16 protein-coding genes are annotated in these 23566 nt (G+C 48.9%); 8 read left to right on the forward strand and 8 right to left on the reverse strand.

Annotation, left to right across the window (positions count from 1 at the left end; all coding sequences use genetic code 11):
• Positions 1–11 precede the first annotated feature (11 nt).
• Entirely contained in the window at positions 12–2030 is a 2019-nt protein-coding gene (locus GK108_RS16795) for a M13 family metallopeptidase (protein ID WP_163950885.1), read from the reverse strand.
• Between the two features lie 286 nt (positions 2031–2316).
• Here GK108_RS16795 and GK108_RS16800 point away from each other — a divergent pair, with 286 nt between their 5' ends.
• On the forward strand, positions 2317–4593 hold the full coding sequence (locus GK108_RS16800) for a DPP IV N-terminal domain-containing protein (protein ID WP_163950889.1): 2277 nt from the start codon (positions 2317–2319) through the stop codon (positions 4591–4593).
• A gap of 233 nt (positions 4594–4826) precedes the next feature.
• On the opposite strand, the gene GK108_RS16805 is transcribed toward GK108_RS16800, so the two are convergent.
• Positions 4827–5651, reverse strand: coding sequence for an inositol monophosphatase family protein (locus GK108_RS16805; protein WP_163950893.1), 825 nt, complete (start codon positions 5649–5651; stop codon positions 4827–4829).
• A 97-nt stretch (positions 5652–5748) separates the two neighbouring features.
• Here GK108_RS16805 and GK108_RS16810 point away from each other — a divergent pair, with 97 nt between their 5' ends.
• Together GK108_RS16810 and GK108_RS16815 are read left to right on the forward strand one after the other, a co-directional pair.
• Positions 5749–6771, forward strand: a complete 1023-nt coding sequence (locus GK108_RS16810; protein WP_163950896.1) for a threonine aldolase family protein — start codon at positions 5749–5751, stop codon at positions 6769–6771.
• 33 nt (positions 6772–6804) lie between these two features.
• On the forward strand, positions 6805–8403 hold the full coding sequence (locus GK108_RS16815; protein ID WP_163950899.1) for a bifunctional GNAT family N-acetyltransferase/carbon-nitrogen hydrolase family protein: 1599 nt from the start codon (positions 6805–6807) through the stop codon (positions 8401–8403).
• A gap of 216 nt (positions 8404–8619) precedes the next feature.
• On the opposite strand, the gene GK108_RS16820 is transcribed toward GK108_RS16815, so the two are convergent.
• The 5 genes from GK108_RS16820 to GK108_RS31400 all read right to left on the reverse strand — a co-directional run bounded on the left by GK108_RS16820 (position 8620) and on the right by GK108_RS31400 (position 14243).
• Positions 8620–9069: a DoxX family protein gene (locus GK108_RS16820; protein ID WP_163950902.1), complete on the reverse strand. Its 450-nt coding sequence runs from the start codon at positions 9067–9069 to the stop codon at positions 8620–8622.
• 75 nt (positions 9070–9144) lie between these two features.
• Positions 9145–9717 (reverse strand): Crp/Fnr family transcriptional regulator, encoded by a 573-nt coding sequence (locus GK108_RS16825; protein ID WP_163950905.1) that lies wholly within the window; start codon positions 9715–9717, stop codon positions 9145–9147.
• 110 nt (positions 9718–9827) lie between these two features.
• Positions 9828–11030 (reverse strand): S8 family peptidase, encoded by a 1203-nt coding sequence (locus tag GK108_RS16830; protein ID WP_163950911.1) that lies wholly within the window; start codon positions 11028–11030, stop codon positions 9828–9830.
• A gap of 123 nt (positions 11031–11153) precedes the next feature.
• Positions 11154–12935, reverse strand: a complete 1782-nt coding sequence (locus GK108_RS16835) for a hypothetical protein (RefSeq protein ID WP_163950917.1) — start codon at positions 12933–12935, stop codon at positions 11154–11156.
• Between the two features lie 144 nt (positions 12936–13079).
• Positions 13080–14243 (reverse strand): PKD domain-containing protein, encoded by a 1164-nt coding sequence (locus GK108_RS31400; protein WP_163950922.1) that lies wholly within the window; start codon positions 14241–14243, stop codon positions 13080–13082.
• A gap of 133 nt (positions 14244–14376) precedes the next feature.
• Between GK108_RS31400 and GK108_RS16845 the strand changes: the two genes are divergently transcribed.
• The 3 genes from GK108_RS16845 to leuS all read left to right on the forward strand — a co-directional run bounded on the left by GK108_RS16845 (position 14377) and on the right by leuS (position 20024).
• Entirely contained in the window at positions 14377–16275 is a 1899-nt protein-coding gene (locus GK108_RS16845) for a sensor histidine kinase (protein ID WP_163950927.1), read from the forward strand.
• Positions 16262–16897, forward strand: coding sequence for a response regulator (locus GK108_RS16850; protein WP_163950932.1), 636 nt, complete (start codon positions 16262–16264; stop codon positions 16895–16897). Before GK108_RS16845 ends, GK108_RS16850 begins: the two co-directional genes overlap by 14 nt.
• Positions 16898–17186: 289 nt before the next feature.
• Positions 17187–20024, forward strand: a complete 2838-nt coding sequence (gene leuS, locus GK108_RS16855; RefSeq protein ID WP_163950951.1) for a leucine--tRNA ligase — start codon at positions 17187–17189, stop codon at positions 20022–20024.
• Between the two features lie 93 nt (positions 20025–20117).
• Here the strand turns inward: leuS and GK108_RS16860 are convergent, their stop codons facing one another.
• Positions 20118–21137: an LLM class flavin-dependent oxidoreductase gene (locus tag GK108_RS16860; RefSeq protein ID WP_163950953.1), complete on the reverse strand. Its 1020-nt coding sequence runs from the start codon at positions 21135–21137 to the stop codon at positions 20118–20120.
• 266 nt (positions 21138–21403) lie between these two features.
• Here GK108_RS16860 and GK108_RS16865 point away from each other — a divergent pair, with 266 nt between their 5' ends.
• Together GK108_RS16865 and GK108_RS16870 are read left to right on the forward strand one after the other, a co-directional pair.
• Positions 21404–22282, forward strand: coding sequence for a glycerophosphodiester phosphodiesterase family protein (locus GK108_RS16865; protein ID WP_163950956.1), 879 nt, complete (start codon positions 21404–21406; stop codon positions 22280–22282).
• A 173-nt stretch (positions 22283–22455) separates the two neighbouring features.
• The gene (locus GK108_RS16870; protein WP_163950959.1) at positions 22456–23535 is read left to right on the forward strand and encodes a sulfite exporter TauE/SafE family protein; all 1080 of its coding nucleotides are present in this window, start codon (positions 22456–22458) and stop codon (positions 23533–23535) included.
• Positions 23536–23566 lie beyond the last annotated feature (31 nt).

Here is a 23566-nt window from a genome sequence, read left to right on the forward strand (position 1 = left end):
AAATAGCTACCCTACCAAACGACAATCCGGTCTTTTTCGGGTTTGTACATTTTATCGCCTGGCTGCACATTAAAGGCGTTGTAGAACGGCGTGAAATTCATCAGCGGGCCGTTTACGCGCCATTTGGCGGGCGAATGCGGATTCGTATTGACGTACATGCCCATGTAGGCATTTCTGGTTTTGACCCGCCAGATGCGGGCTATCGAAATAAAGAATCGCTGATCGGGCGTAAAGCTGTCGAGTTTCTCATTGCTTTTGCCTTGCTCGGTCAGTTTAAACGCATCGTAGGCAATGGCAACACCGGCAATGTCGGCGGTATTTTCGCCCACGGTTAAGGCTCCTTTTACGTGAACCGAATCCAGCACCGTGAATTTGTTGTACTGGTCGATCACCTGCTGGGTTCGCGCTTTGAATTTATCGTAATCGGTTTTGGTCCACCAGTTTGTTACGTTGCCGTACTTGTCATATTGCGCGCCCTGATCGTCGAACGAGTGCGTAATTTCGTGGCCAATTACCATACCGATACCGCCATAATTCAGGGCATCGTCGGCATTCACGTCAAAATAAGGCGGTTGCAGAATACCCGCCGGGAAAACGATTTCATTCAAAGGAGGATTATTATAGGCCGTTACGGTTGGCGGAGTGGTGTGCCATTCGGTACGGTCGACAGCTTTCCCCACTTTAGAAACCCGGTCGAGGTATTCGTTTTTCGTGGCCGACAGTCGGTTTTCAAAATACGCATCTCGCTTCACAATCACCTTCGAGTAATCTTTCCATTTGTCGGGGTAGCCGATTTTTTGCGAGAACGCGTACAGTTTATCTTTCGCTTTGGCCTTGGTCGAATCGCTCATCCAGTCCAGTCGGTTGATGCGAGCTTCAAACGCTTTTTTCAGGTTATCCACCAGCACCGCCATCCGTTTCCGGGCCGATTCGGGAAAGTATTTTTTTACATACAACTGAGCCAGCGCCTGCCCAAGCGACCGATCAACGGCTTGTGTCAATTCTTCGGCCCGCGTTTTCTTTACGGCCTGACCAGTCAGAACTTTGGCATACGCAAACGAGGCATCGACAAACGGCTGACTCAGAAAATCGGCGTAATTGGTTAGTGCCTGCGCTTTTAAATAGACTTTCCAGTCCGCCAGCGAAACCGAATCAATCATCTTGTTCAACTTGTCGTAATAAGCCGGTTGGCCCACATTCACCGAATCAGCCTTTACGCCCAGATCGCTCAACAAGGTTGTCCAACGTAGCGAAGGCTGCTTTTTTGCCATCTCCGCAACCGCCAGTTTGTTATAGTTCGCCTTTACGTCCCGGAGTTCGATATTGGTTCGGTGAGACGTAGCCAATAGTTTTTCAATAGCATACGTAGTATTTGCGTTTTTGGTGGCCGTTGCTACGTCGGTGCCCGTCAATTCAAAAAGGCGGGTGAGGTAGATTTTGTAGGCGTTTTGAATCGCAACGGTCGATGAATCAACCTTGAAATAATAGGCTCGTTCGGGAAGGCCAATGCCCGTCTGGGAGAACTGAGCAATATTGACCGTACTCTTCTTATCGTCGGGACCGACGTAAAAACCAATGATCGACCCATTGCCTACCTTCTGCTCATCGGCCACCAGTTTCAACAACGTAGCCGTATTCGAAATGGCATTAATACGAGCGAGCAGCGGCTTGATAGGGTCATAACCGCGTTTGTTAATGGCAACCGTATCCATGCCCGACGCATAAAAATCGCCCACCTGCTGTTCGAGGCTTCCGGGCTTATGCCGCCCCGCCGACAGGCTATCCAGAATGCCCTGAAGCCGGATGCGTTGCGGATAATTCAGAAACGAATACGAACCTACACCTGACTGACTAGCCGGTATTTGTATGGTATCATACCAAATGCCGTTGGCATACTTGAAGAAATCGTCCCCCGGTTTTTTAGACGTATCGACTCCTGTGATGACAACGCGTTTTGCCGATTGCGCAGATATCGGCTGGCTAGCTCCTGCCATCAGTAGCACCAGCGAGAAAAAGAAGATTTGTTTCATAGTTTGTTAGAAGCAGGGCTATGTTAGCCGGCTAATTCGATCAAAATCAAAAATACCTCAGTTTATCCTAAAATGGGGTAAGCTGAGGTAAAAATAGACGAAAACAGAGTTACACTATTTCCTATCAGCTTGTCTGAGACAGCATCCTGCTGTCGAGAACAAACTAATCACGCAATAGTGATTAATTCACCCGGATTGATACCTTTTTAACGTCTTCCAGGCTGTACGTTATGAGTTGGTTGCGCATCCTTATCTTTAAGGATAAACCGTACATTCAACACTGACCATGTCTGCCTTCTCTCCTACTTCATCATGGCGTAACGTATCTCTGCTTTTGTTGTCTCTGCTTACATGCGACCAGGCATTTTCGCAGGGCACATTAGCTGACTATCAGCGGGCGGAGCGATTAAATGGTGATTTTCAGAATAAGATTTACCATGCTCCCGAAAAAGTGCAGTGGCAAGCCAACGGTCACCAGTTCTGGTATACGAAGACAACCGCAAACGGCAAGGAATTTATTAAGGTCGATGCCGAACGTAATGTCAAGGAACCGGCTTTCGATCAGGCGCGTCTCGCTACGTCGTTAAGTACTCTGCTGAAACGTTCGGTTAAGCCGTACGAACTCCCGTTTACGGATTTTACGCTTCAACCAGCAGAGCTGTCCTTCAAAATCAGGGATTCGACCATCGTTTGTTCGCTCGATACGTATGCATGTACGCTCAAAGAAGCTCCCTCCGCCCCAACATCACGCTATTGGGGCGGCCAGAACGACGAACGGGACGGTAAACCCGTTCCTTCTCCCGACGGCAACTACGTAGCGTTTATCAAAAACCATAACGTCTATATCCGACCGACCCGTCGATCCGGCGACGAAACCGCCTTGAGCTTTGATGGCTCAGAAGGCGAGTATTATTCGGCACGTATTGCCTGGTCGCCCGACTCAAAAAAGCTGGCCGTCAATAAGGTCCGGGCCAATACGCCCCACCTGATTTACCTGATCGAATCGTCGCCAGCCGATCAACTGCAACCTAAGCTGCAATCTCGGCCCTACCTGAAACCGGGCGATGCACTCCCTCAGCGGACACCTACCCTATTTTTGATCGACACCAGAAAACAGATTCAGGTGCCGGGCTCGCTGATTGCCGAGCAGTATAACGTAACGGCTCCCAACTGGCGGAAAGATGGTCGGGCCTTTACGTTCGAATACAACCAGCGCGGTCATCAGCGATACACCATCTTTGAGATGAACGCCGACGGAGCCGTTAAGCCGCTCATTGAGGAATCCAGCAAAACATTTATTCATTACAGTGGTAAAAACTACCGGCACGATGTGGCCGACGGGCAGGAAATTATCTGGGCTTCGGAGCGCGACGGCTGGAATCATCTGTATCTCTACGATGGTAACGGGAAGCTAAAAAATCAGATTACCAAAGGCGACTGGGTAGTTCGTCGGGTTGTTCAGGTCAATGATGCTAAACGTACTATTTTGTTCGAAGGTAGCGGTCGCGAAGCTAATCAGGACCCCTATTTTATCCAGTTGTATCGAATCAATTTCGATGGAACAGGGCTTACGGCACTGACCACTGAAAACGGCAACCACCGGACATACTTATCCGATGATTTCCAATACGTTGTCGATTGTTATTCTCGTGTCGACGAGCCACAAACAACGGTACTCCGGCAGGCATCGACCGGAACGATTTTGATGGAATTGGAAAAAGCCGATAGTAAGCCGCTGCTCGCGACGGGCTGGAAACTACCGGAGGTTTTTACGGCAAAAGGACGCGACGGTAAAACCGACATCTGGGGTATTATTATCCGGCCGTCAAACTTCAATCCGAAGAAAAAATATCCGGTTATCGAATACATCTACGCGGGTCCGCATGATTCATTCGTTCCCAAGAATTTCGCAACCGACTCGCGGGGTTCGCTCCACGAAATGGCCGAACTGGGTTTTATTATTGTCCAGTGCGATGGGATGGGGACCTCGAATCGCTCGAAGGCCTTCCACGATGTATGCTGGCAAAACCTGAAAGACAGCGGCTTCCCGGACCGGATAGCCTGGATGAAGGCCGCTGCTCAGAAATACCCGTACATGGACTTGAGCCGAGTCGGCATCTGGGGAAATTCGGCGGGTGGCCAAAGCTCGGCGGGGGCGCTGCTTCACTATCCTGATTTCTACAAAGTTGCGGTTTCGTCGTCGGGATGTCACGACAATCGGATGGACAAGATCTGGTGGAACGAACAATGGATGGGCTACCCGATTGGCGCACACTACGCCGAATCGTCGAACGTAACGCATGCCGGAAACCTGAAAGGTAAACTCCTCCTGATTCTGGGCGAACTGGACGACAACGTTGATCCATCGTCAACGCATCAGTTTACCAATGCGCTAATCAAAGCCAACAAAAACTTTGATTTCCTGATGATTCCCGGCATGGGTCATTCGCTGGGCGGGGATTATGGCGAACACAAACGTCGCGATTTCTTTGTCAAACACCTCCTCGGCGTTAACCCACCCGAATGGACCTGGAAATCCAGCATCACCGTGCCTAAGCCTTGAGGTTTTAGTTCTTGGTTTTTAGTTTATGGTTGAACTGAGTTTGTCCCCGGCAGCATCCTGCTGTCGAAGCCACGTTAGTGCCTAATTGGGGCATTACAACTTAGCCTACGGCTTCGACAGCAGGATGCTGTCGGGGACAAACTCATTATTTAATACACATAGTTTATAGTGGCAGACGCGTCAGCAAGTATCTAGCGTCAGCCACTATAAACCAAAAACCATGTACTAAAAACCTACTTCCAAAACCCTTGAATCTCCTGAAGCAACTCTGGATGCATGCCGGAACCGGCAATTACGTCGCCCCGGAACAAATAGGCATTGCCGCCGTCAAAATCAGAAACAAAACCGCCCGCTTCCTGAACCAGTAACACACCAGCGGCCATGTCCCACGAATTGAGGTTGTACTCGTAAAAGGCTTCAAATCGCCCACACGCTACGTAGGCCAGATCGATAGCGGCCGACCCTAGCCGCCGAAGCCCGTGCGTTTTTTGCATAAGTGACTCCAGTATCTGCAAATACTTGTGCATCTGATCGAACTGGTAATATGGGAAACCGGTAGCAATCAGACTTTCGCCCAGTTGCGTGGCTGGCGATACCGAAATTTTTGTACCGTTGCAATACGCTCCTCCACCCTGCCAGGCCGAGAAACATTCATCGCGATTAGGATCGTACACAACTCCCGCAATGGGCGTGCTACCCTGCGCCAGGCCGATACTGACCGAAAAAACGGGGAGACCATGAATAAAATTGGCCGTACCATCGAGCGGATCGATAATCCAGTTCAGCGCGGTTTGGTCAGCGTCCTGCCCGGTTGTGCCTTCTTCGGTAATAAATCCGGCTTGCGGCAGTAATTGATTCAACCGGGCAACCAGTTGCTTTTCGGTTTCCTTGTCTACGTAGGAAACAAGGTTATTCAAGCCTTTGTATTCGATTGCATCACGCTGAAACTTGCTACGTTCCTGCAAAAGAAAAGCCCCCGCTTCGGTGGCAATGGTACAAATATCACGGGTGATTGCTGCTAAATCGAGAGGAGATTGAGTTGACGTAGGTGAAGTCATTCGTTAAGTAAGCCGATTTTGAGGAGCCAAGATATAAAAAACCGCAAACAAGGTCGGTTTGGTTGGCAGCAAATCCATTCTGTGCGAACTTTGTTGTATGACGATTGACCTACGTAGCGACACAGTTACTCAACCCACGCCCGCCATGCGCGAGGCTATGTTTTCGGCCCAGCTGGGCGATGATGTTTTCGGCGATGACCCAACCGTCAATGCACTTGAAGCCAAAGCTGCGGCTATGTTTGGTATGGAAGCAGCCTTGTTCTGCGCTTCGGGAACAATGACCAACCAGCTTGCCATTCGCACGCATACTCGTCCCGGCGACGATGTTATCTGCGATTATCTTTCCCACGTGTATCAATACGAAGGTGGCGGCATTTCGGTCAATGCCCTGGCCTCGGCCAGTCTGGCGCACGGCGAACGGGGCAAACTGACGCCCGATCTGATCCGCGAGTACATCTATAGTCCTGATGATATGCACAAACCCCTGTCGCGACTGGTTGTACTCGAAAATACGATCAATAAAGGTGGTGGTTGCTATTATACCGTACCGGAAATTGCCGCTATCCGTCAGGTTTGCACTGAATATGGGCTCATTCTTCACCTCGATGGTGCCCGTCTGTTCAATGCGCTGGTCGAAACCGGCGAACCAACCGAAGCGTATGGTCAACTATTCGACTCCATAAGCATCTGTCTGTCAAAAGGACTCGGTTGTCCGGTCGGTTCCCTATTGCTCGGCAAGGCTGATATGATCCGTCAGGCCCGGCGGTACCGTAAACTGATGGGTGGCGGTTGGCGGCAAGCCGGATTTCTGGCCGCAGCCGGTATTTATGCCCTGGACCATCACATTGATCGGCTCAAGATCGACCACGCCCGCGCCCGAAAAATTGGGGCCCTGCTCGAACGACTTCCCGAGATTGACGAAATTCTGCCGATCGAAACCAACATCGTAATTTTCAGGCTATCGGCAAACCTCTTAGCCGCCGATTACGTTGCACAATTAGCGGACAAAGGAATCAGAGCCTCCGTTTTCGGTAAACAGCTGGTGCGCTTCGTTACGCATCTGGATTTAACCGATGACATGATTGCGGAGCTGGAGAAGCGGCTGATCGCTACAGTATAGGACAGTCTTGTCCACGATCACAACTACGAGAAAATGCACATACAAACCAGACACTTACAGAAAGAAGATTATCATGACCTCAAAGTAACCATGATTGAGGTCTACAGCGGGATTGGTGGCGACTACTGGCCTAAAAGTTCAATCAATAAATTGCTGTCCATCTTTCCCGAAGGGCAGTTTTGCGTGGAAGTCGACGGGAAGGCAGTGGCTATTGCCCTGGCCATTCGGGTCAAGTATGACCGTTTCGGCGACAATCACACCTACAATGAAATCACGGGTGGCTATACGTTCAAAACGCATAGCGATGAAGGTGACTATCTGTACGGCATTGAAGTGTTTGTTCACCCGGATTATCGCGACCTGCGACTCGGCCGTCGGCTTTATGACGCCCGGAAGGAGCTTTGTGAGCAATTAAATCTAAAAGGTATTCTGGCGGGTGGCCGTATTCCGAACTATAATAAATACGCCGATGAATTAAGTCCCCGCGAATACATTGCCAAGGTTAAACAAAAAGAGATTTACGACCCGACGCTAACCTTCCAGCTTTCAAATGATTTCCACGTTAAGAAAGTGCTACGTGGATACCTGCCCGGCGATAGCGAGTCGAAGGAATATGCTACGTTACTGGAATGGAACAATATCTACTACGTAGCAGAAAAAGACAAAAAACCGCATACGGATTCGATTATCCGGTTGGGCGTGATTCAGTGGCAAATGCGCTTGTTCAAGAATCTGCATTCGTTTCTGGATCAGGTTGAGTTTTTCGTCAATGCCGTGAGCGACTACCGGGCCGACTTTATGGTGTTGCCGGAGTTTTTCAATACGCCACTCATGGCCGATTTCAACGATCTGCCCGAGCCGGTAGCGATTCGAAAACTCGCCGACTACACTATACCTGTCCGCGAAAAATTGTGCGAACTGGCCATTTCCTACAATGTCAACATCGTTGGCGGAAGTATGCCGCTCGTCGATGAAGATGGGAAACTATACAACGTAGCATACCTCTGTCGCCGGGATGGTTCGTGGGAAGAATACCGGAAGATCCATATTACGCCCAATGAAGTGAAACACTACGGCATGGTCGGCGGCAACGAAATCCGGGCGTTCGATACGGACTGTGGTAAGATTGGTATGCTGATTTGTTACGACGTCGAGTTCCCGGAACTGGGCCGTATTCTGTCGCAGCAGGGCATGCAGATTTTATTCGTCCCGTTCCTGACCGATACGCAAAATGGCTACTCACGGGTGCGGCATTGTGCGCAGGCCAGAGCCATTGAGAACGAGTGCTACGTGGCTATTTCGGGCTGCGTCGGCAATCTGCCAAAAGTCCACAACATGGATATTAACTATGCGCAGTCGGCAGTCTTTACGCCCTCTGACTTCCAGTTCCCCACGAACGCAGTAAAAGCAGAAGCGACCACAAATACCGAAATGGTACTGATTGCCGACATCGACCTCAGCCTGTTAAAAGAACTTCATGAACACGGTTCCGTACAGGTGTTGAAAGACCGCCGGACCGATCTGTATGACGTTACGTTGAAGAAAGCCGCCCGAAAAGCACTTAAGCAAAAAAAAGCTTCGCCCGACAATGACCCGGAAGAAGTAGCTCCAATTATCGTGGTGTCGGAATAGACTTAAAAAAGAATACGCAGGCAAGGAGGCTGTTTAAACCTTCTAAAATCAACTATTGATCGCTATCTTTTGTCCTTCCGACGAAGCAGGAACCTACACCCGAAGGTTGTTCTAGTGCATAATTCGAAGATTCCTCCTTCCACGGAAGGACAAAAATTCTATCAAAGCAAAAGGTTGAACAGCTTCAAGGAAAACCCTTCTCGACGTATGCGTTTTTTAATATAACGCAGCATACCAAATCCAGAGAATATACACCGGCTGAAACAAAAGCCGCGACCAGACGTACCAGGGTTTTGCGGGCAAGCCACCGGGCGGAGGTAATTGCTTTACAGCTACATTGATATTAGCCGGGAACATCGCAATCAATAGTATAATCAATCCCCAGGCCGACCACACGCGAGTTACAGGTAACAACAGGCCAAGGCCTAAACCTATTTCGGCTACTCCCGACAGCAATACGAGCAGTCGGGCATTTGGCAGAAAATTGTCGATCATGTACGTCAACTTTTCTGGCTTGCGAAGATGCATCAGGCCAATCATGACAAACATACTAGCCGCCGACAATAAAGCATCGTGCTGTAGATTGAGCAGAAACGTTGTCTGCGTAAGCCAGCCAGCCCCGTAGAGCAAGGCCGCAATTGATAATAAACCCGACAAGAAGGCCATAACAAGTTCCGAATTAATTTGGTCGGGCAAAGTTCCTGTGCTCCTCGCTCCTATCCACTAACATTTGTTAGCAAATCAAATATCACGTCGAATACGGCTCAAGCTTTCGGGTTCGATACCCAGATAGGATGCCAGATGCCGAACCGAAATGGTTTGTACCAGAGTCGGGTTTTGTTCGATGAGCTGAACGTAGCGTTGCTTGGCTGTACTGGTCAGGAACAATACTTCGCGACTGGTCTTACGAAGAAACGCCTGTTCGGCAATGATTCGCCCAATACGTTCGGCAGGATGTGATTCGTCATATAACTGCAGCAACCCCACCCGACTAAACCGAAACGCCCGAACGGTAGTCAGCGCCTGAATAGAAAAGGCAGTTGGCTGACCTGTCAGAAACGAAGAATAGGCCGAAGCAAAGTTGTTGCTGAACACAAAGTCAATCGATATGTCTTTGCCATTCTCCGTCAGCGACAAACGGACCATTCCTTCATTGAGGTAATATATGTAGCGCTCCACCTGGCCCGCCTGAATCAGAAACGCATTTTTCGGATACTCGACGGGTTCAACGATAGCAGCAAAACGACTCCATTGCTCGTCTGACAGTGGGTTTATTTCATCAAGTCGCTGGCGAAGTCCCGCAAGAGTGTCCATTCTATTGGTTCTGGTTTCTGGTTTATAGTCTATTGTTTTTAGTTTATCGTTGTTGAGGATGAACCCCATTGCAACCATAAACTAGAAACAATAGACCATAAACCCAAACCCTACAATTCTGTTCCTTCACCCGCCATAGGGTCGGGCGTTCCGTCGGGATCGCCGGAAACCGTTCCGTGGGTCGGCAACTGACCACCCCGAATCAGTAAAAGTCCCGACACGTGGGGCGCTGCCATCGACGTACCACTCAACGTAGCGTAACGGCCATTCATATAGGTCGATGTGATGCGAACGCCGTAGGCACATACGTCGACACTACTTCCGAAGTTAGAGAACGAAGCAAACTGATTGTTCTGGTTCATTGCCGACACCGTAAACACGTTGGTATGGTTAACCCGCGCCGGTGAATAATTCGCTACGTCTTTACCTTCGTTTCCGGCGGCTATGGCAAACAGAATACCGGCATTGGCTCCCTGAAGTATGGCTCGTTCGAGCGTTGCGGAGATCCCTTCGCCACCCAGACTCATATTAACGACATCGCCCGACTTTCCATTCTGTACCACGTAATTGACGGCCTGAATAATACCCGACAATCGACCTTCTCCCTCATCGTCTAAAACACGTAGCGACACCAACGTAGCGCCGGAAGCTATACCCGTTATACCAATCGTATTATTCTTCGCCCCGATGATCCCTGCTACGTGCGTACCATGCCCGTTCTCATCATCGGCAGACGTATTGCCACTCACAAACGATTTGCTACGTCCTGTATCGACATTCAAGTCAGGGTGATCAAGATCAATCCCGGTGTCGATTACCCAAACGGTTTTAGTCGTCTGAACATCGCCCCGACCGTATCCGGTCTGCGCAACATTCCAGGTGAGCGTCGACGTAGTGGCCACATCGACGCAGCTGCAAATCGACATGATCCGGTCGGGTTCTACCAGCGTTACAGCAGGGTCCTGTTTAAGTTGCTGCGACTCTGATTCTGTCAGGTGCGCCAGAAAGGTAGTTTGCTCACCCGATGCCAGCACATCGGTCTGAACGTTAGCTATTTTCCTGCTGGACAGGAACTGCACAGTAAGTGCTTCGGCAGCCGCCACGCGTGCTCCTGGCGCAACAGGCAGCGTTTGGGTTGGCCGATACGTAACGATATAAGCCCCCGAAAGGGTTTGCCCACTGTTGGCGGAGGCTTTTACCAGGCAATCAGCAGAATAGGTTGGCTCTAACTCGCTGTCACTCTGACAGCCAAGCACACTAAAGCCAATGAGAGCAACATTGGTCAGTGTTGCAAGCGAAAGATATCGTCGCATGATTATGTACGGAATCAGGTAAAAAGTAAAGTCTAACGAGAAGCGTACACAATCACATCATGCAGTTGTCGGAATTGGGCTATTCTACCATCAATACGCAGAAACAACACGAAACGTGTCAGTTTATATCGACTTTTTAGCCGCACTCTGTAGAGGAATAAAAACAACCCGACCCGTTGCGGGAAAACGTGTTTGGGCAATTGGCTGGCCGAAATGACGATAAAAACCGGCTATTTGGGAAGGAGTCAATAAATCCAGATAAAGATTGATACCCGCAAAGTCGTTTTTGCGTAGGAATGAATGTAAAAACTGCCAGTCCTGCTCAGAAAAGTCGCGGTTAGGCGTCAACAGACGAGGCCATCCATCGCGCAGAAACGGTTGAATCTGATCGGGATGTAACCGGCCAAAATATTGTCCCACTACACTTTTATTGTAGAATCGTCGGAAAGTAAAGTTGGCATTTTGCTGCTCGTAATACGGACATAATCCTTCCTTATCCCCTACACCATCGGCCCCAACTACGCAAAAAGGCCAGTCGAGAACAGCCTCGCCGGATTGTTTTTTTACGATAGAACAGTACTGAAGTACACTCCGGGAAACAGCTTTATCGGGCATTTGTGGTTTTTGATAAAAGCCAAAATACCATTCTAAACCCATCAGCACGACTAATAAGCCGACCATCGCTTGCCCAATCCGATAGCGCGGCCACGAAACGTTTAAGGCAAGAAGGCTCAATAAAACGGGATAAACCAAACTGGCCCGTCCACCGTGTCGGTTAAAGCTAAACCACGGAAAAATTTTCAGGGTAGGCACCAAAACCGGATGATAGATCAGACACAGAATCAGCATAACTACCAGCGGTAACCACAAAGCCACCCGCCGGCGAATCTGCCACCATCCTACTACAGCCAGCACGACCAAATACAATCCTGGGCTTCCCTGCGCATAGCTTTCGAACGTATCGCGAAAATACGACTGGTAGTCAACCGAGTAGGTGTTCAGTGAAGGCAAATGCGGAATAAATAACCGTAGTGGATGTGACCAGGCCCGTAGTTCGGGAACGCTGGCAAAGTCAAACTCCCAAGCCGTAAAAGCAATCTGAAGCGTAAGCGGCAGATACAGCCATGCGCTAATCGCAATCAGCGCGAGCAAACCAAGAATCAACCGTTTGCGTGATTGGTATTGGCTACTAACATAGCGTCGAATTAACGCTGGCCACTCCCGTACCACAGGGAATTGCCGATATAATAACACCATCAGAACAGGTATGGTCAGCGTGGTTAACGTTAGCGCAAACCCGGCTACGTAGGCTAATTCCTGCCCCAATACCTGAACATGTAACCATACCCAAAATACTATATAAGCTAACGAAACGGCTTTTCGCGCTACTACGTCCAGCAACAGCCGATACGTAGCAACCATGCACAAAACCGTCCAGTGATTAATACAGACGTTCATGTGGACGGGGAATTTCCAGATCGCGTAGAAGTTGAAAACGGAAACAACGAGTGCCAGAACAAAGGCTTTAACCCGACCAAAGCGAGGAGACATTAGCGCAAACGTACCGATGGCCGTTAACACCAGACTATATACGTAGTAGAATTGCAGATACGGCCCGGCTCCGCCAAACAGCCAGTAACAGATTGCGTACCAGTAATCGCGCTCAAACCCCCAGTCCAGAAACACCTGATTGGTGCCATAGGGATAAAAGGTCTGGGTATTGATCAGCTTCAGTTGGGGGAAAGGCCATAGTGTTACGTTCTTCCAGAAAAAATAACCTACATACTCATACTGATCAGTGTCGTTACCATCCGACATGGGCATCGTAAAATCACCAACGGCCAGACTAGCCAGCCCAGCCGTTAATAGAAAAAGCAGTACGTATCCGATTGTATTCGTGCGCATGGCGGGGTCCACCCGAATACCTCACCGAATGGACCCCGCAAGATAAAGTAGTATTGTTGATTTTTTCTTTTCTTGAGTATGTATAACTAATCAGGTATTATTTATTCGTCAATCATACTATTGTCAAATGCAAAATAAACTTGATCAAGGCTTGGGGTAAGGACAATTATTTTTGTTGAATACATCATTATCTATTGCCCATACTTTGACTTTGCCGGTATTTTCACAACTCCAACTTGTATGATATGCTCCTGCATTAATTGTAGATGCCCCACAGTCCCATTTACCATTTTTATACTCCATACAGAAATAGCAATTCAATTTCACATTTGTCTTGTTAGTAATCTTGATGGATAACCCATCCGCTCCACAGCCTCCCCATTTCGATTCTACGGTTAATGACTCCGAATTCGTATACTTATTCCAATCGCAGTTAGTATTGGTTGCGGGCGTATCGGGGAAATTTAAACGCATAGTACTGCATTGATTCTCTGTAATGGTAATATTTCCACTCCAGGTAACCCCCGTATTGCTTCTGGCCGTGTAAGCGTACGTACCAGGCGGACGAGTTACGGTTACGCTGGCACCGCAGTTCGGGGCAGAATTGTAGTAGCCTGTAATGGTACCAGCAGCCGTACCATCAACTGTTACGTCTATACTATTCCATCCGGTTGACTGGCTCGTCCAGAATACAGCTTGTCCGGTAGTAGCGGCTTTTCCAATAACCAGATTTTTTGAGGTTTCAGCCGAGCCGCCTGCTCCTGTTGCGACCAGTTTAACCGTATAGGAACCATCCTTCGTAAACTGTTTGGTTGGGTTCGTTTGCGTAGACGTAGTACCATCTCCAAAATCCCATTTATAGCCACTGGCATTTGACGACGTATTGGAAAACGAAACTATTGCCGGAGCCACTAAATTTTGGGAGGGAGAATACGTAAAACCAGCAGTAGGTGGCTTAGCAACAGGTGGACTATCAATGTAAATTGTTTGCGAATACGTATCGGTTCCCCCCTCGCCTTTGGCTGCGAGCGTAATGGTATAAACCCCACCAGCACTAAACGTCAGCGTAAGATCGTTGCTGGTGGCAGTTTGGCCAGTACCGTACGTCCAGACATAACTGGTCGAATTGTTGGATTTGTTAGCGAAAGAAATAGTTACCGGGGCTACTAAATTCGTGGTAGGTGAATAGCCGAAAAAAGCGACAGGTTTGGGAGTAGGCTCTTTCTGATCGCAGCTTCCAGTAATAAAGAGTAGCGATAAAATTGACAGATAAACGCTCAGATAGCTTCTTACGAGTTGTGTTTTCATGGTTGTTTGTGTGGATAGTAGCAGAAAGCTCAGAACAAAGGTGACTGAAAAACCCTGCGAGAGGCAATACCACTTTTGTGGTATTTTGAACTTAGTCACCAAAAAATATCTTTGGCTACGCAAATCCGCTTCGATGACAAAAGGCCTGATTATTAGCTACCTGTGGCTAACCGCACTTGTGGGCTGGTCACAGTCAGTTGAGCCAATCCAGATTGGGAATGAACCAGATTGGCCACTACAAAACCATCTTTTACTATTTAGGCCAGCATCGTGGCTTACCCCTTCGCAGGCTTTTGCGGCTGCCAAAACATCGCCCACTATCCGTCTTACGAAACAACACCTCAATCTGGGTCTTGAGCCTAACTATGTGTGGTTGTATTTCAAGTTGATGAATACAGGAGGTGCTCAGACCGTCGTCTTTCAGCTCGATCGTGTTGATATACACCGCCTTCAGTGTTTTCGCCGACGGAATGGCCAGATCGATACATTAGCCCTTATGGGCGATGCCTTCCCGTTTTCGGATCGCCCGATCAGGATTAATTATTTTGCAATTCCTATTCCACTTCAAGCGGGCGAACAATCCGAAATTATGGTTCTCCTCGACAAGCGGGATGAGTTCATTTCGGGAAACCTGACCCTCTCTTCATCCGACAAATTTTTACAGACCGTTCGGCTCGATACCGCACTGATTGCCTTTTTCCTCGGCATGGCCGGGTTTATTTTTCTCTTCAACTTTCTACTCTGGCTTTCTCTTAAAGATTCGGTGCACCTATTTTTTATGGCTCACCTGGCTTCTACTACAGTCTTTGTGCTTAGTAGTCTTGGCTATGGCTTTGAGTTTATATGGCCCGAGTTACTGTACAGTAATTCACTTATGCTGACCATGTTATCGGCGCTTTGGGCCAGCACCAACCTGTTTCTGATGAAACGCTTTCTGGGACTCAATCCAGCAACCAGCCAGTATGCAAAGGCCACAACCTGGTTAGCGTGGTATATCCTGATTTTGTCTTGGGTAGGTTGTTCCATCGCCTTATATCAACAGCAACAACTACCAGTATTTATTCTTAAGCTAGGTGAATTTCTGCTTGTAACCTGGATCATCGCCAATACCATTCTTGTGGTAGCAATATTCACCGAACAAATTCGAAAGAAGAATGAAGCCGCCTATGTATACGTAGCAGCTCTTAGTTTCACCATCCTGGGCACCATCGTCTACACACTGACTCTACTGAACGTATTAAATGGAGGACACTACACCACCAACTGGCTGCTGCCAGGCTTTCTGCTGGAACAAATCACGCTGGCTTTTGGCCTGACCATGCGGTATAACCGCTTCCGACAACAGAACCTCAACCTTCAACTGGATCTGGCCCAGGAACGTAACCAGACAACAACGCAGGTAATAAACGCCCAGGAAGCCGAACGTCGACGGCTGGCGGCTGACCTGCACGATGACCTTGGTGGTACGCTGGCGACGCTAAGACGCCGATTGGGAGATCTCCGTCTGCGGCTACGTGATCCTATGGCTACTGAAGCGCTCGCTCAGCTTGAACCGCTGGTACAAAAAAGTACGTATGATCTCCGGCGGATTGCTCATAATCTGATGCCCCCCGAATTTGACCGACTGGGCCTGCGACACGCTCTCGACCAGCTGGTACAGAGTCAACCGATGCGCCCCACCCGATTTTCATTTGTGGTAGCGGGTCAGGAACGACGGTTACCATTGGATGTCGAACTGAATTTGTATCGAATTATTTCCGAATTAGTACAGAACATCCATAAACACGCCGAAGCTGAGCAAGCCGCCGTGCAACTGCTTTACTATGAGGATTATCTGTCGGTGACGGTCGAAGATAACGGGCTCGGCAGCCAGGCAACAAAAAAGAAGGAGATTGTGGCGGGTCTTGGCCTGAAAAATAGTAGTTTACGGGCCGAATATATTGGAGCGCGGCTACGTAGGGACGTAACGGAAGCCGGTACGCTGATCGTGCTCGATATTCCTTACGTAACGCCGTCCCATGGCTCCTCCTAACCGTCTACTCTTAATTGATGATCATCGGCTGTTTAACGATGGTCTAAAAAGCTTACTGGATGCCCAGCCCGATCTGACTGTGTGTGGGCAAGTATTCACAGCGACCGATGCCCTGTCTGCCGTTCATCGCTTTCATCCTCAACTGGTATTGCTGGACATTAATCTACAGGGAACAAACGGCATTGACCTGGGTATACAGTTGATCCGCCAGTTCACGGGACTACGGGTAATACTACTGACGATGTACAACCAGCCTAAACTGCTGGAAGAAGCACGGCGGGCAGGCCTGCAGGGTTACCTGCTTAAAGAAGCAACGACCGACCAACTGTTAACAGGTATCCGTACGGTATTGAGTGGAGGGACTTTTTTTAAGCTGGACGACCCCGAAAGCAGCCCCATGAACGATCCGTTCAATGACGACTTTGCCCGTCGGCTGAATCTGACGTTTCGGGAGGTCGAAATAATCCGGCTCATCTGCCAGGGATTAAGCAGCGAGCAAATTGCCGAGCAGTTAAACCTGAGCATAGAAACCATTAAAACTCACCGAAAAAATATTTACTTTAAGCTGAATATCAGCAAAGTAGCCGATCTGATTCAGTTTGCCATAAAACAAGGTTTATGAGACTGTGGATTGCTACGTACCCAATCGCCCTGGCAAACGCTTTACTTGTCGCAGGGTAAAGTGGATGCCGACCCTCTTTATAAGCGCTGGGTAACGGTGAACGATTTCTGAGGTATTGATTTTGAGTTTAGATGCTCGATAATCGACTTTGTTGTTGATCAAGCGGCTACGTAGCAGCCTGAAAGACCGATTGACAGCCCAGAAATAGCCTTCTAGCAACCATTAGCAGGCAGAACGGCCAAAAAATGGTATCTTTGCCCATATTTCCGCAGCAATTTTATCCGTACATATGGAGTACAATCACCGCCAGACCGAGCAGAAATGGCAACGGTTCTGGGACGAGAAGCATACCTACCAACCAGAAGACCATTCAAACAAACCGAAGTACTACGTACTCGACATGTTTCCCTACCCATCCGGTGCGGGACTGCACGTAGGTCACCCACTGGGCTACATTGCCTCCGATATCGTTTCGCGCTACAAACGGCTTAAGGGCTATAACGTACTGCATCCGATGGGCTTTGATTCGTTTGGTTTGCCCGCCGAACAGTATGCTATTCAAACGGGGCAGCATCCGGCCATCACGACCGAGCAAAACCTGGCCCGCTACATCGAGCAACTCAAAAATATTGGTTTCAGCTACGACTGGACCCGCGAAGTGCGCACGTCTGATCCGTCTTATTACAAATGGACGCAGTGGATCTTCATGGAGCTGTTCCGCAGTTGGTACAATAAAGAAACAGATAAGGCAGAACCTATTGACACGCTGTTTGCCAAGTTTTCTGCTACCGGAACGGCTGGTATTCAGGCTGCGTGCGATGAAGACGTACCAACGTTTACGGCCGATGAATGGAACGCCAAAAGTGAAGAGGAACAATACGAAATTTCCCTAAAATATCGCCTGACGTTTCTGGCCGACGCCGTTGTGAACTGGTGTCCGGCATTAGGAACAGTGTTGGCTAATGATGAAGTTAAAGATGGAGTTTCTGAACGCGGGGGTTATCCGGTTGAGCAGAAACTGATGCGCCAATGGATGATGCGCATAACAGCCTATGCCGATCGTCTACTGACCGGGCTGGACACCATCGACTGGACCGAATCCCTGAAAGAACAACAACGTAACTGGATCGGCAAATCCGTTGGGGCCAGCGTACGGTTCGCGATTCAGGATTCGTCGAAATCGATTGAGGTGTTCACCACCCGTGTCGATACGATCTACGGCGTTACGTTCATGGTTCTGGCACCAGAACACGAGTTGGTGGCTGAGTTGACCACTCCAGAACAGCAGGAAGCGGTTGACACCTACGTGAATGCCGCCAAAATGCGCTCTGAACGGGATCGTATGTCCGATACGAAAACGGTTTCGGGTGTATTCACGGGTAGTTATTGCCTTAACCCATTCAGTGGCGAAAAAGTCCCTATCTACCTGGCCGACTACGTATTGGCCGGTTATGGTACCGGGGCCGTGATGGCCGTTCCGTCGGGCGATCAGCGCGACTGGACGTTTGCGACTCATTTTGGTTTGCCCATCATTCCGATTCTGGATGCGCAAAAAGATATTGATAAACAGGCCGATAATACAAAAGAAGGTCACTATATCAATTCCGGCATCATCAATGGAATGACCTACAAGGAAGCAACGGCAACTCTGATTGCCTGGCTGGAAGAACGCGGCCTTGGAAACGGAAAAGTCAACTTCCGTATGCGCGACGCTGTATTTAGCCGCCAGCGCTATTGGGGTGAGCCCGTACCGGTTTACTTTAAAGAGGGCGGTTCGACGGGTCGTTTGCCGTACCTGATCGACGAAAGTGATCTGCCACTAGAGTTGCCCGCTATCGATAAATACCTACCCACCGAAACCGGCGAGCCCCCGCTGGGTCGGGCTGAGGACTGGAAATACAAGGGCGAGTACGAATACGAATTGAGCACCATGCCGGGCTGGGCGGGCTCTTCCTGGTACTGGTATCGGTACATGGACCCTCAAAATAAGGAGGCTTTCGCGTCGAAAGAAGCAATCGACTACTGGCAGAACGTGGATCTGTACATTGGCGGAACAGAGCATGCTACTGGGCACCTGCTTTATAGCCGATTCTGGAATAAATTCCTGAAGGATCGCGGGTACGTACCGCAGGAAGAACCATTCAAAAAACTGATCAACCAGGGCATGATTCAGGGCCGGTCGAACTTTGTGTATCGGTTAAAAGGGACCGGCGTTGACGGTAAAGCTCCTGTTTTTCTGTCACTCAATCAGGTAGGCGATCAGGAAGTGACCCCGCTTCATGTCGACGTCAATATCGTCAATAACGACGTACTGGATATTGAGGCTTTCAGAAAGGCACGTCCTGACCTGACAACAAATTCAACGGGAGAACCCGCTGAATTTGTGCTGGAACCAGACGGACGTTACGTTGTCGGAGCAGAGGTCGAGAAAATGTCGAAGTCGAAGTTCAACGTCGTGAACCCCGACGACATCGTCGAGAAATACGGCGCCGACGTACTACGTCTCTATGAAATGTTCCTGGGTCCGCTGGAGCAGGCAAAACCCTGGAATACCAATGGTATCGACGGCGTTCACCGCTTCATCCGTAAATTCTGGCGGATGTTCTACAAGGACAATGCGGCTGGGGAAAGCGAGTGGATCGTTACCGACGAACAACCTACTCCTGCCGAGCTAAAAATTCTGCACAAAGCCATTCAAAAGGCCGAAAACGACATTGAAGCCTATTCGTTCAATACGTCGGTAAGTGCCTTTATGGTCTGTGTGAATGAGTTGACGGCCTTGAATTGCCGTAAGCGGGCTATTTTGCAGGACCTGATACTGATTCTCTCTCCTTATGCACCACACATTACCGAAGAGTTGTGGGCGGCACTAGGCCACGAACCGGGCACCTTGTCGAAAGCATCGTTTCCCGTTTTCAACCCAAATTATCTGGTTGAAGACGCGTTTGAGTACCCGATTCAAATCAACGGTAAAGTGCGGACTACGATCAGCTTCGCCATTGATCGGGCACCGACCGAAATCGAGAAAGAAGTGCTGGCCGACGAAATTGTCCAGAAATGGCTGGATGGTAAATCACCGAAAAAAGTGGTAGTGGTGCCGAAACGCATTGTGAACGTTGTGATTTAATACGTTCATCTATTCACCAAAATTGCCAAACCGTCAAATGCCATATCTCGAAGATATGGCATTTGACGGTTTGGCAATTTTGGCCTGCAAACTCTAAACAACGGCTGCAATAGATGTCTGGGCCGTTAGTGCGTCTCGCGCCTGGGCGGCAATGGCAATCGAACGTTTCCTGGCTTGATGATCGAAAATAGGAGCCGAAATGATCAACTCGTTCGCTTTTGTCTGATCGATTATCTCGGCCAGCCTCTGCCGCACCGTGTCAGGCGAACCAACGACCGAAAAACTCAGGACCTGTTCAATACCAGCCAGCTCAAAGTCGGGCCAGTATTGGCGTATATCATCCACGGGCGGCTGCATTTGTCTGGCCTTACCACGCCGAATATGTAAAAATTGCTGCTGAACAGACGTAAACAAGCGCTGCGCTTCCTTGTCGGTATCGGCAGCCACTACGTTAGCAGCTACCATAGCATAGGGTTCCTGAAGGTAGGGCGACGGCTTAAACCGGGACCGATAAACTTCCAGCGCCCGCATGAGCTGAGCAGGCGAAAAGTGCGATGCAAATGCGTAGGGCAATCCGAGCACCGCAGCCAGTTGCGCTCCATATAGGCTTGAACCCAATATCCAGACCGGAATAGTCAGGCCAATGCCTGGTATCGCCTGCACAAACTGGTTCGTATCGTCATCGGGCTGAAAGTAATTCAGCAATTCCAGTACGTCCTGCGGAAATGAATCGACATTGGTCTCTTCCCGACGTAACGCTCTGGATGTCAACTGATCAGAGCCTGGCGCGCGACCAAGTCCCAAATCGATCCGACCGGGGTATAAAGACTCCAACGTGCCGAACTGTTCGGCGATAACAAGTGGCGAATGGTTCGGGAGCATAATACCGCCCGATCCCACCCGGATTGTATTCGTACCACCCGCAACGTACCCGATCACGACCGACGTAGCAGCGCTGGCAATGCCAGGCATATTATGATGCTCCGCCAGCCAATACCGGTTAAAACCCAGCTTCTCGGCATGTTGGGCAAGATCAAGCGAATTTTGTAATGCCTGGGTAGCTGAATCACCAGCTACAATCGGCGAAAGGTCCAAAACTGAAAAGGGAATCATACTACGTCGGTATTTATGATAAACAGCGCATTTAAGATAGAATCAATAACTTACATCTATAGTAGTAATAAGAGCAGTTTACCTACCCTCGCCGTAACTATGAATTCTGGCATTGTCCTTCTATTTTCACATCGGTGATGCTAATGCGGTCTATTGTTCAATGACTATCGAACAACCATTTCTGATCCTGCAACAACGTATCTTATTGAAACGGTTCCTATACTCGCGTGACTGGCCTTCAATTTTTATTTGGTTTCTTACTACCTATGATTCATAAATACGCTTTGTTAATTGGTTTAAGTGTTGGCTTTGCTGCCTGCTCGCCAAAAACGTACACCAACATTCCAGCCGGTAATGGGCCCGAGTTTTTTAGTTATAAAGCCAATCAGGCTACCCAAAAACCACTGGCCAAAATCTCGGCGCATCGGGGGGGGGGCGACTTAAAGGGGTATCCTGAAAACTGCATTGAATCGTTTGACTACCTGGCCAAAAAGTTACCCGTTATTATCGAATGCGATATTGACCTGACAAAAGATAGCGTCATGGTTATGATGCACGATGCCACGCTCGACCGCACCACAACGGGAACGGGCAAGCTCATTGATAAGAACTACGCGGAGCTTGCTGCCTATCGTCTGGAAGACAATATGGGTAACGTAACACCCTATAAAATTCCGACACTGGAACAGGTGCTAATGTGGGGTAAAGGAAAAGTAGCGTTCACATTGGACGTGAAACGTAACGTTTCGTTCGACAAAGTGATCGATATGGTACGTAAAACCAAGATGCAGGACTACGTAGCAATTATTACCTATAATGCCCAGGATGCAGCCAAAATCAATAAACTCGACCCGAGTCTAATGATTTCGGTCACAATACGTAACCGGGCAGAATATGACCGCTTGCACGAACTCGGCATCCCCGATAATCGGATGGTAGCCTTCGTTGGCGTTAAAGAACCCGATGCTGAGCTATATCAGTTTCTCCATCAAAAAGGGATTGCCTGCATTTTGGGAACCCTGGGCAATCTCGACAAACAGGCCGCAGCCAAAGGCAATCAGGTATACCGCAAATTTGCCGAGAACGGCGCGGATATTATGTCGACCGACCGACCGCTGGAAGTGTGGCAAGCCGTGAAAAAATAACGGTATTGCCAATCGGAAACCGTTGGTCCTACTACGAAATCGATACTTTATTTGTTTTTACAACTTGTATATACGTAACTTTGCAGTATTATACTTCATCCAACAAAGCGGCACTTCATTGTGCCGCTTTTCACAAGAATAATAATCTATTATCTCGATAGGATTTAATCACTATGAATAATCCGGACGAAATTGAGTTGACACCGGCATCAGGGGCACCCACCGACACTACGCTTCCTATCGACCTAAACGGCCTGAAAATCAGCTTACAGGGCGACATCAACCATATAACAGTTCAGGCAAATGTGCTCCGGGAATTATTTCCTGACGCCCAGATCATTACAGCCGAAGTTGTTTCTAATCCGTTACTACGTCGTCGAAACAGAACTGAAATAGCGATCTATGTCTTTGCAGCCCTTGCCTTGATGATTGTCGGGCATTTGCTGTTTAGCTACTTTACAATGGATCGGCTTACGGTTATTGCTCAAGCCATAGACATCACTCCCGACATCTTTTATTTTATTGCTGCCGGATTTGTAGCACAGATGATCGACGGAGCGCTTGGTATGGCGTATGGCGTTACGGCCACTACGTTTCTGACCAGTGTGGGTATCAGTCCTGTTTTTGCCACCGCCAGCGTCCACAGCTCCGAGATTTTCACCAGTGGCGTTTCGGGATATATGCACCTCAAGTTTGGCAACGTCAACAGCAAACTCTTTAAAGTCGTGCTTATACCGGGGGTAATTGGTGCCGCGCTGGGGGCTTTTTTAATCACGAAACTAGCTGATCTGGAAGCAGTTAACGACTACCTAACTCCGGCTATTTCCGTGTATACGGCCATCCTGGGTATTCTGATTATCAAAAAAGCATTGGTTAAACGCGCCAAGAAAAAACCAGTCCGCCGAATTGGGCTACTGGCCTGGTTTGGGGGTTTTGTTGACGCTATTGGCGGTGGAGGCTGGGGTCCTATAGTTAACTCTACCCTGATTGCCGCTGGTCGGCATCCGCGCTATACCATCGGCTCGGTTAACCTAGCCGAGTTCTTTGTCTCCTTTGCCTCATCCGTCGTCTTTGCTCTCTACGCTGGTCTGGACAATTATGGCATGGTCATTATTGGACTCATTCTGGGAGGTATGATTGCGGCCCCAATAGCGGCTCACTTATCGCGTAAATTACCCGTGAAATCCATGATGGTACTGGTCGGAATTGTTGTAATCCTAGTAAGTTTGCGGAAGATTATTAAGTTTTTCTGATAGGATTTACAGGATTTAATAAGTAGAAAAT

The organism is Spirosoma terrae, assembly GCF_010435915.1.
Lineage (GTDB): Bacteria > Bacteroidota > Bacteroidia > Cytophagales > Spirosomataceae > Spirosoma > Spirosoma terrae.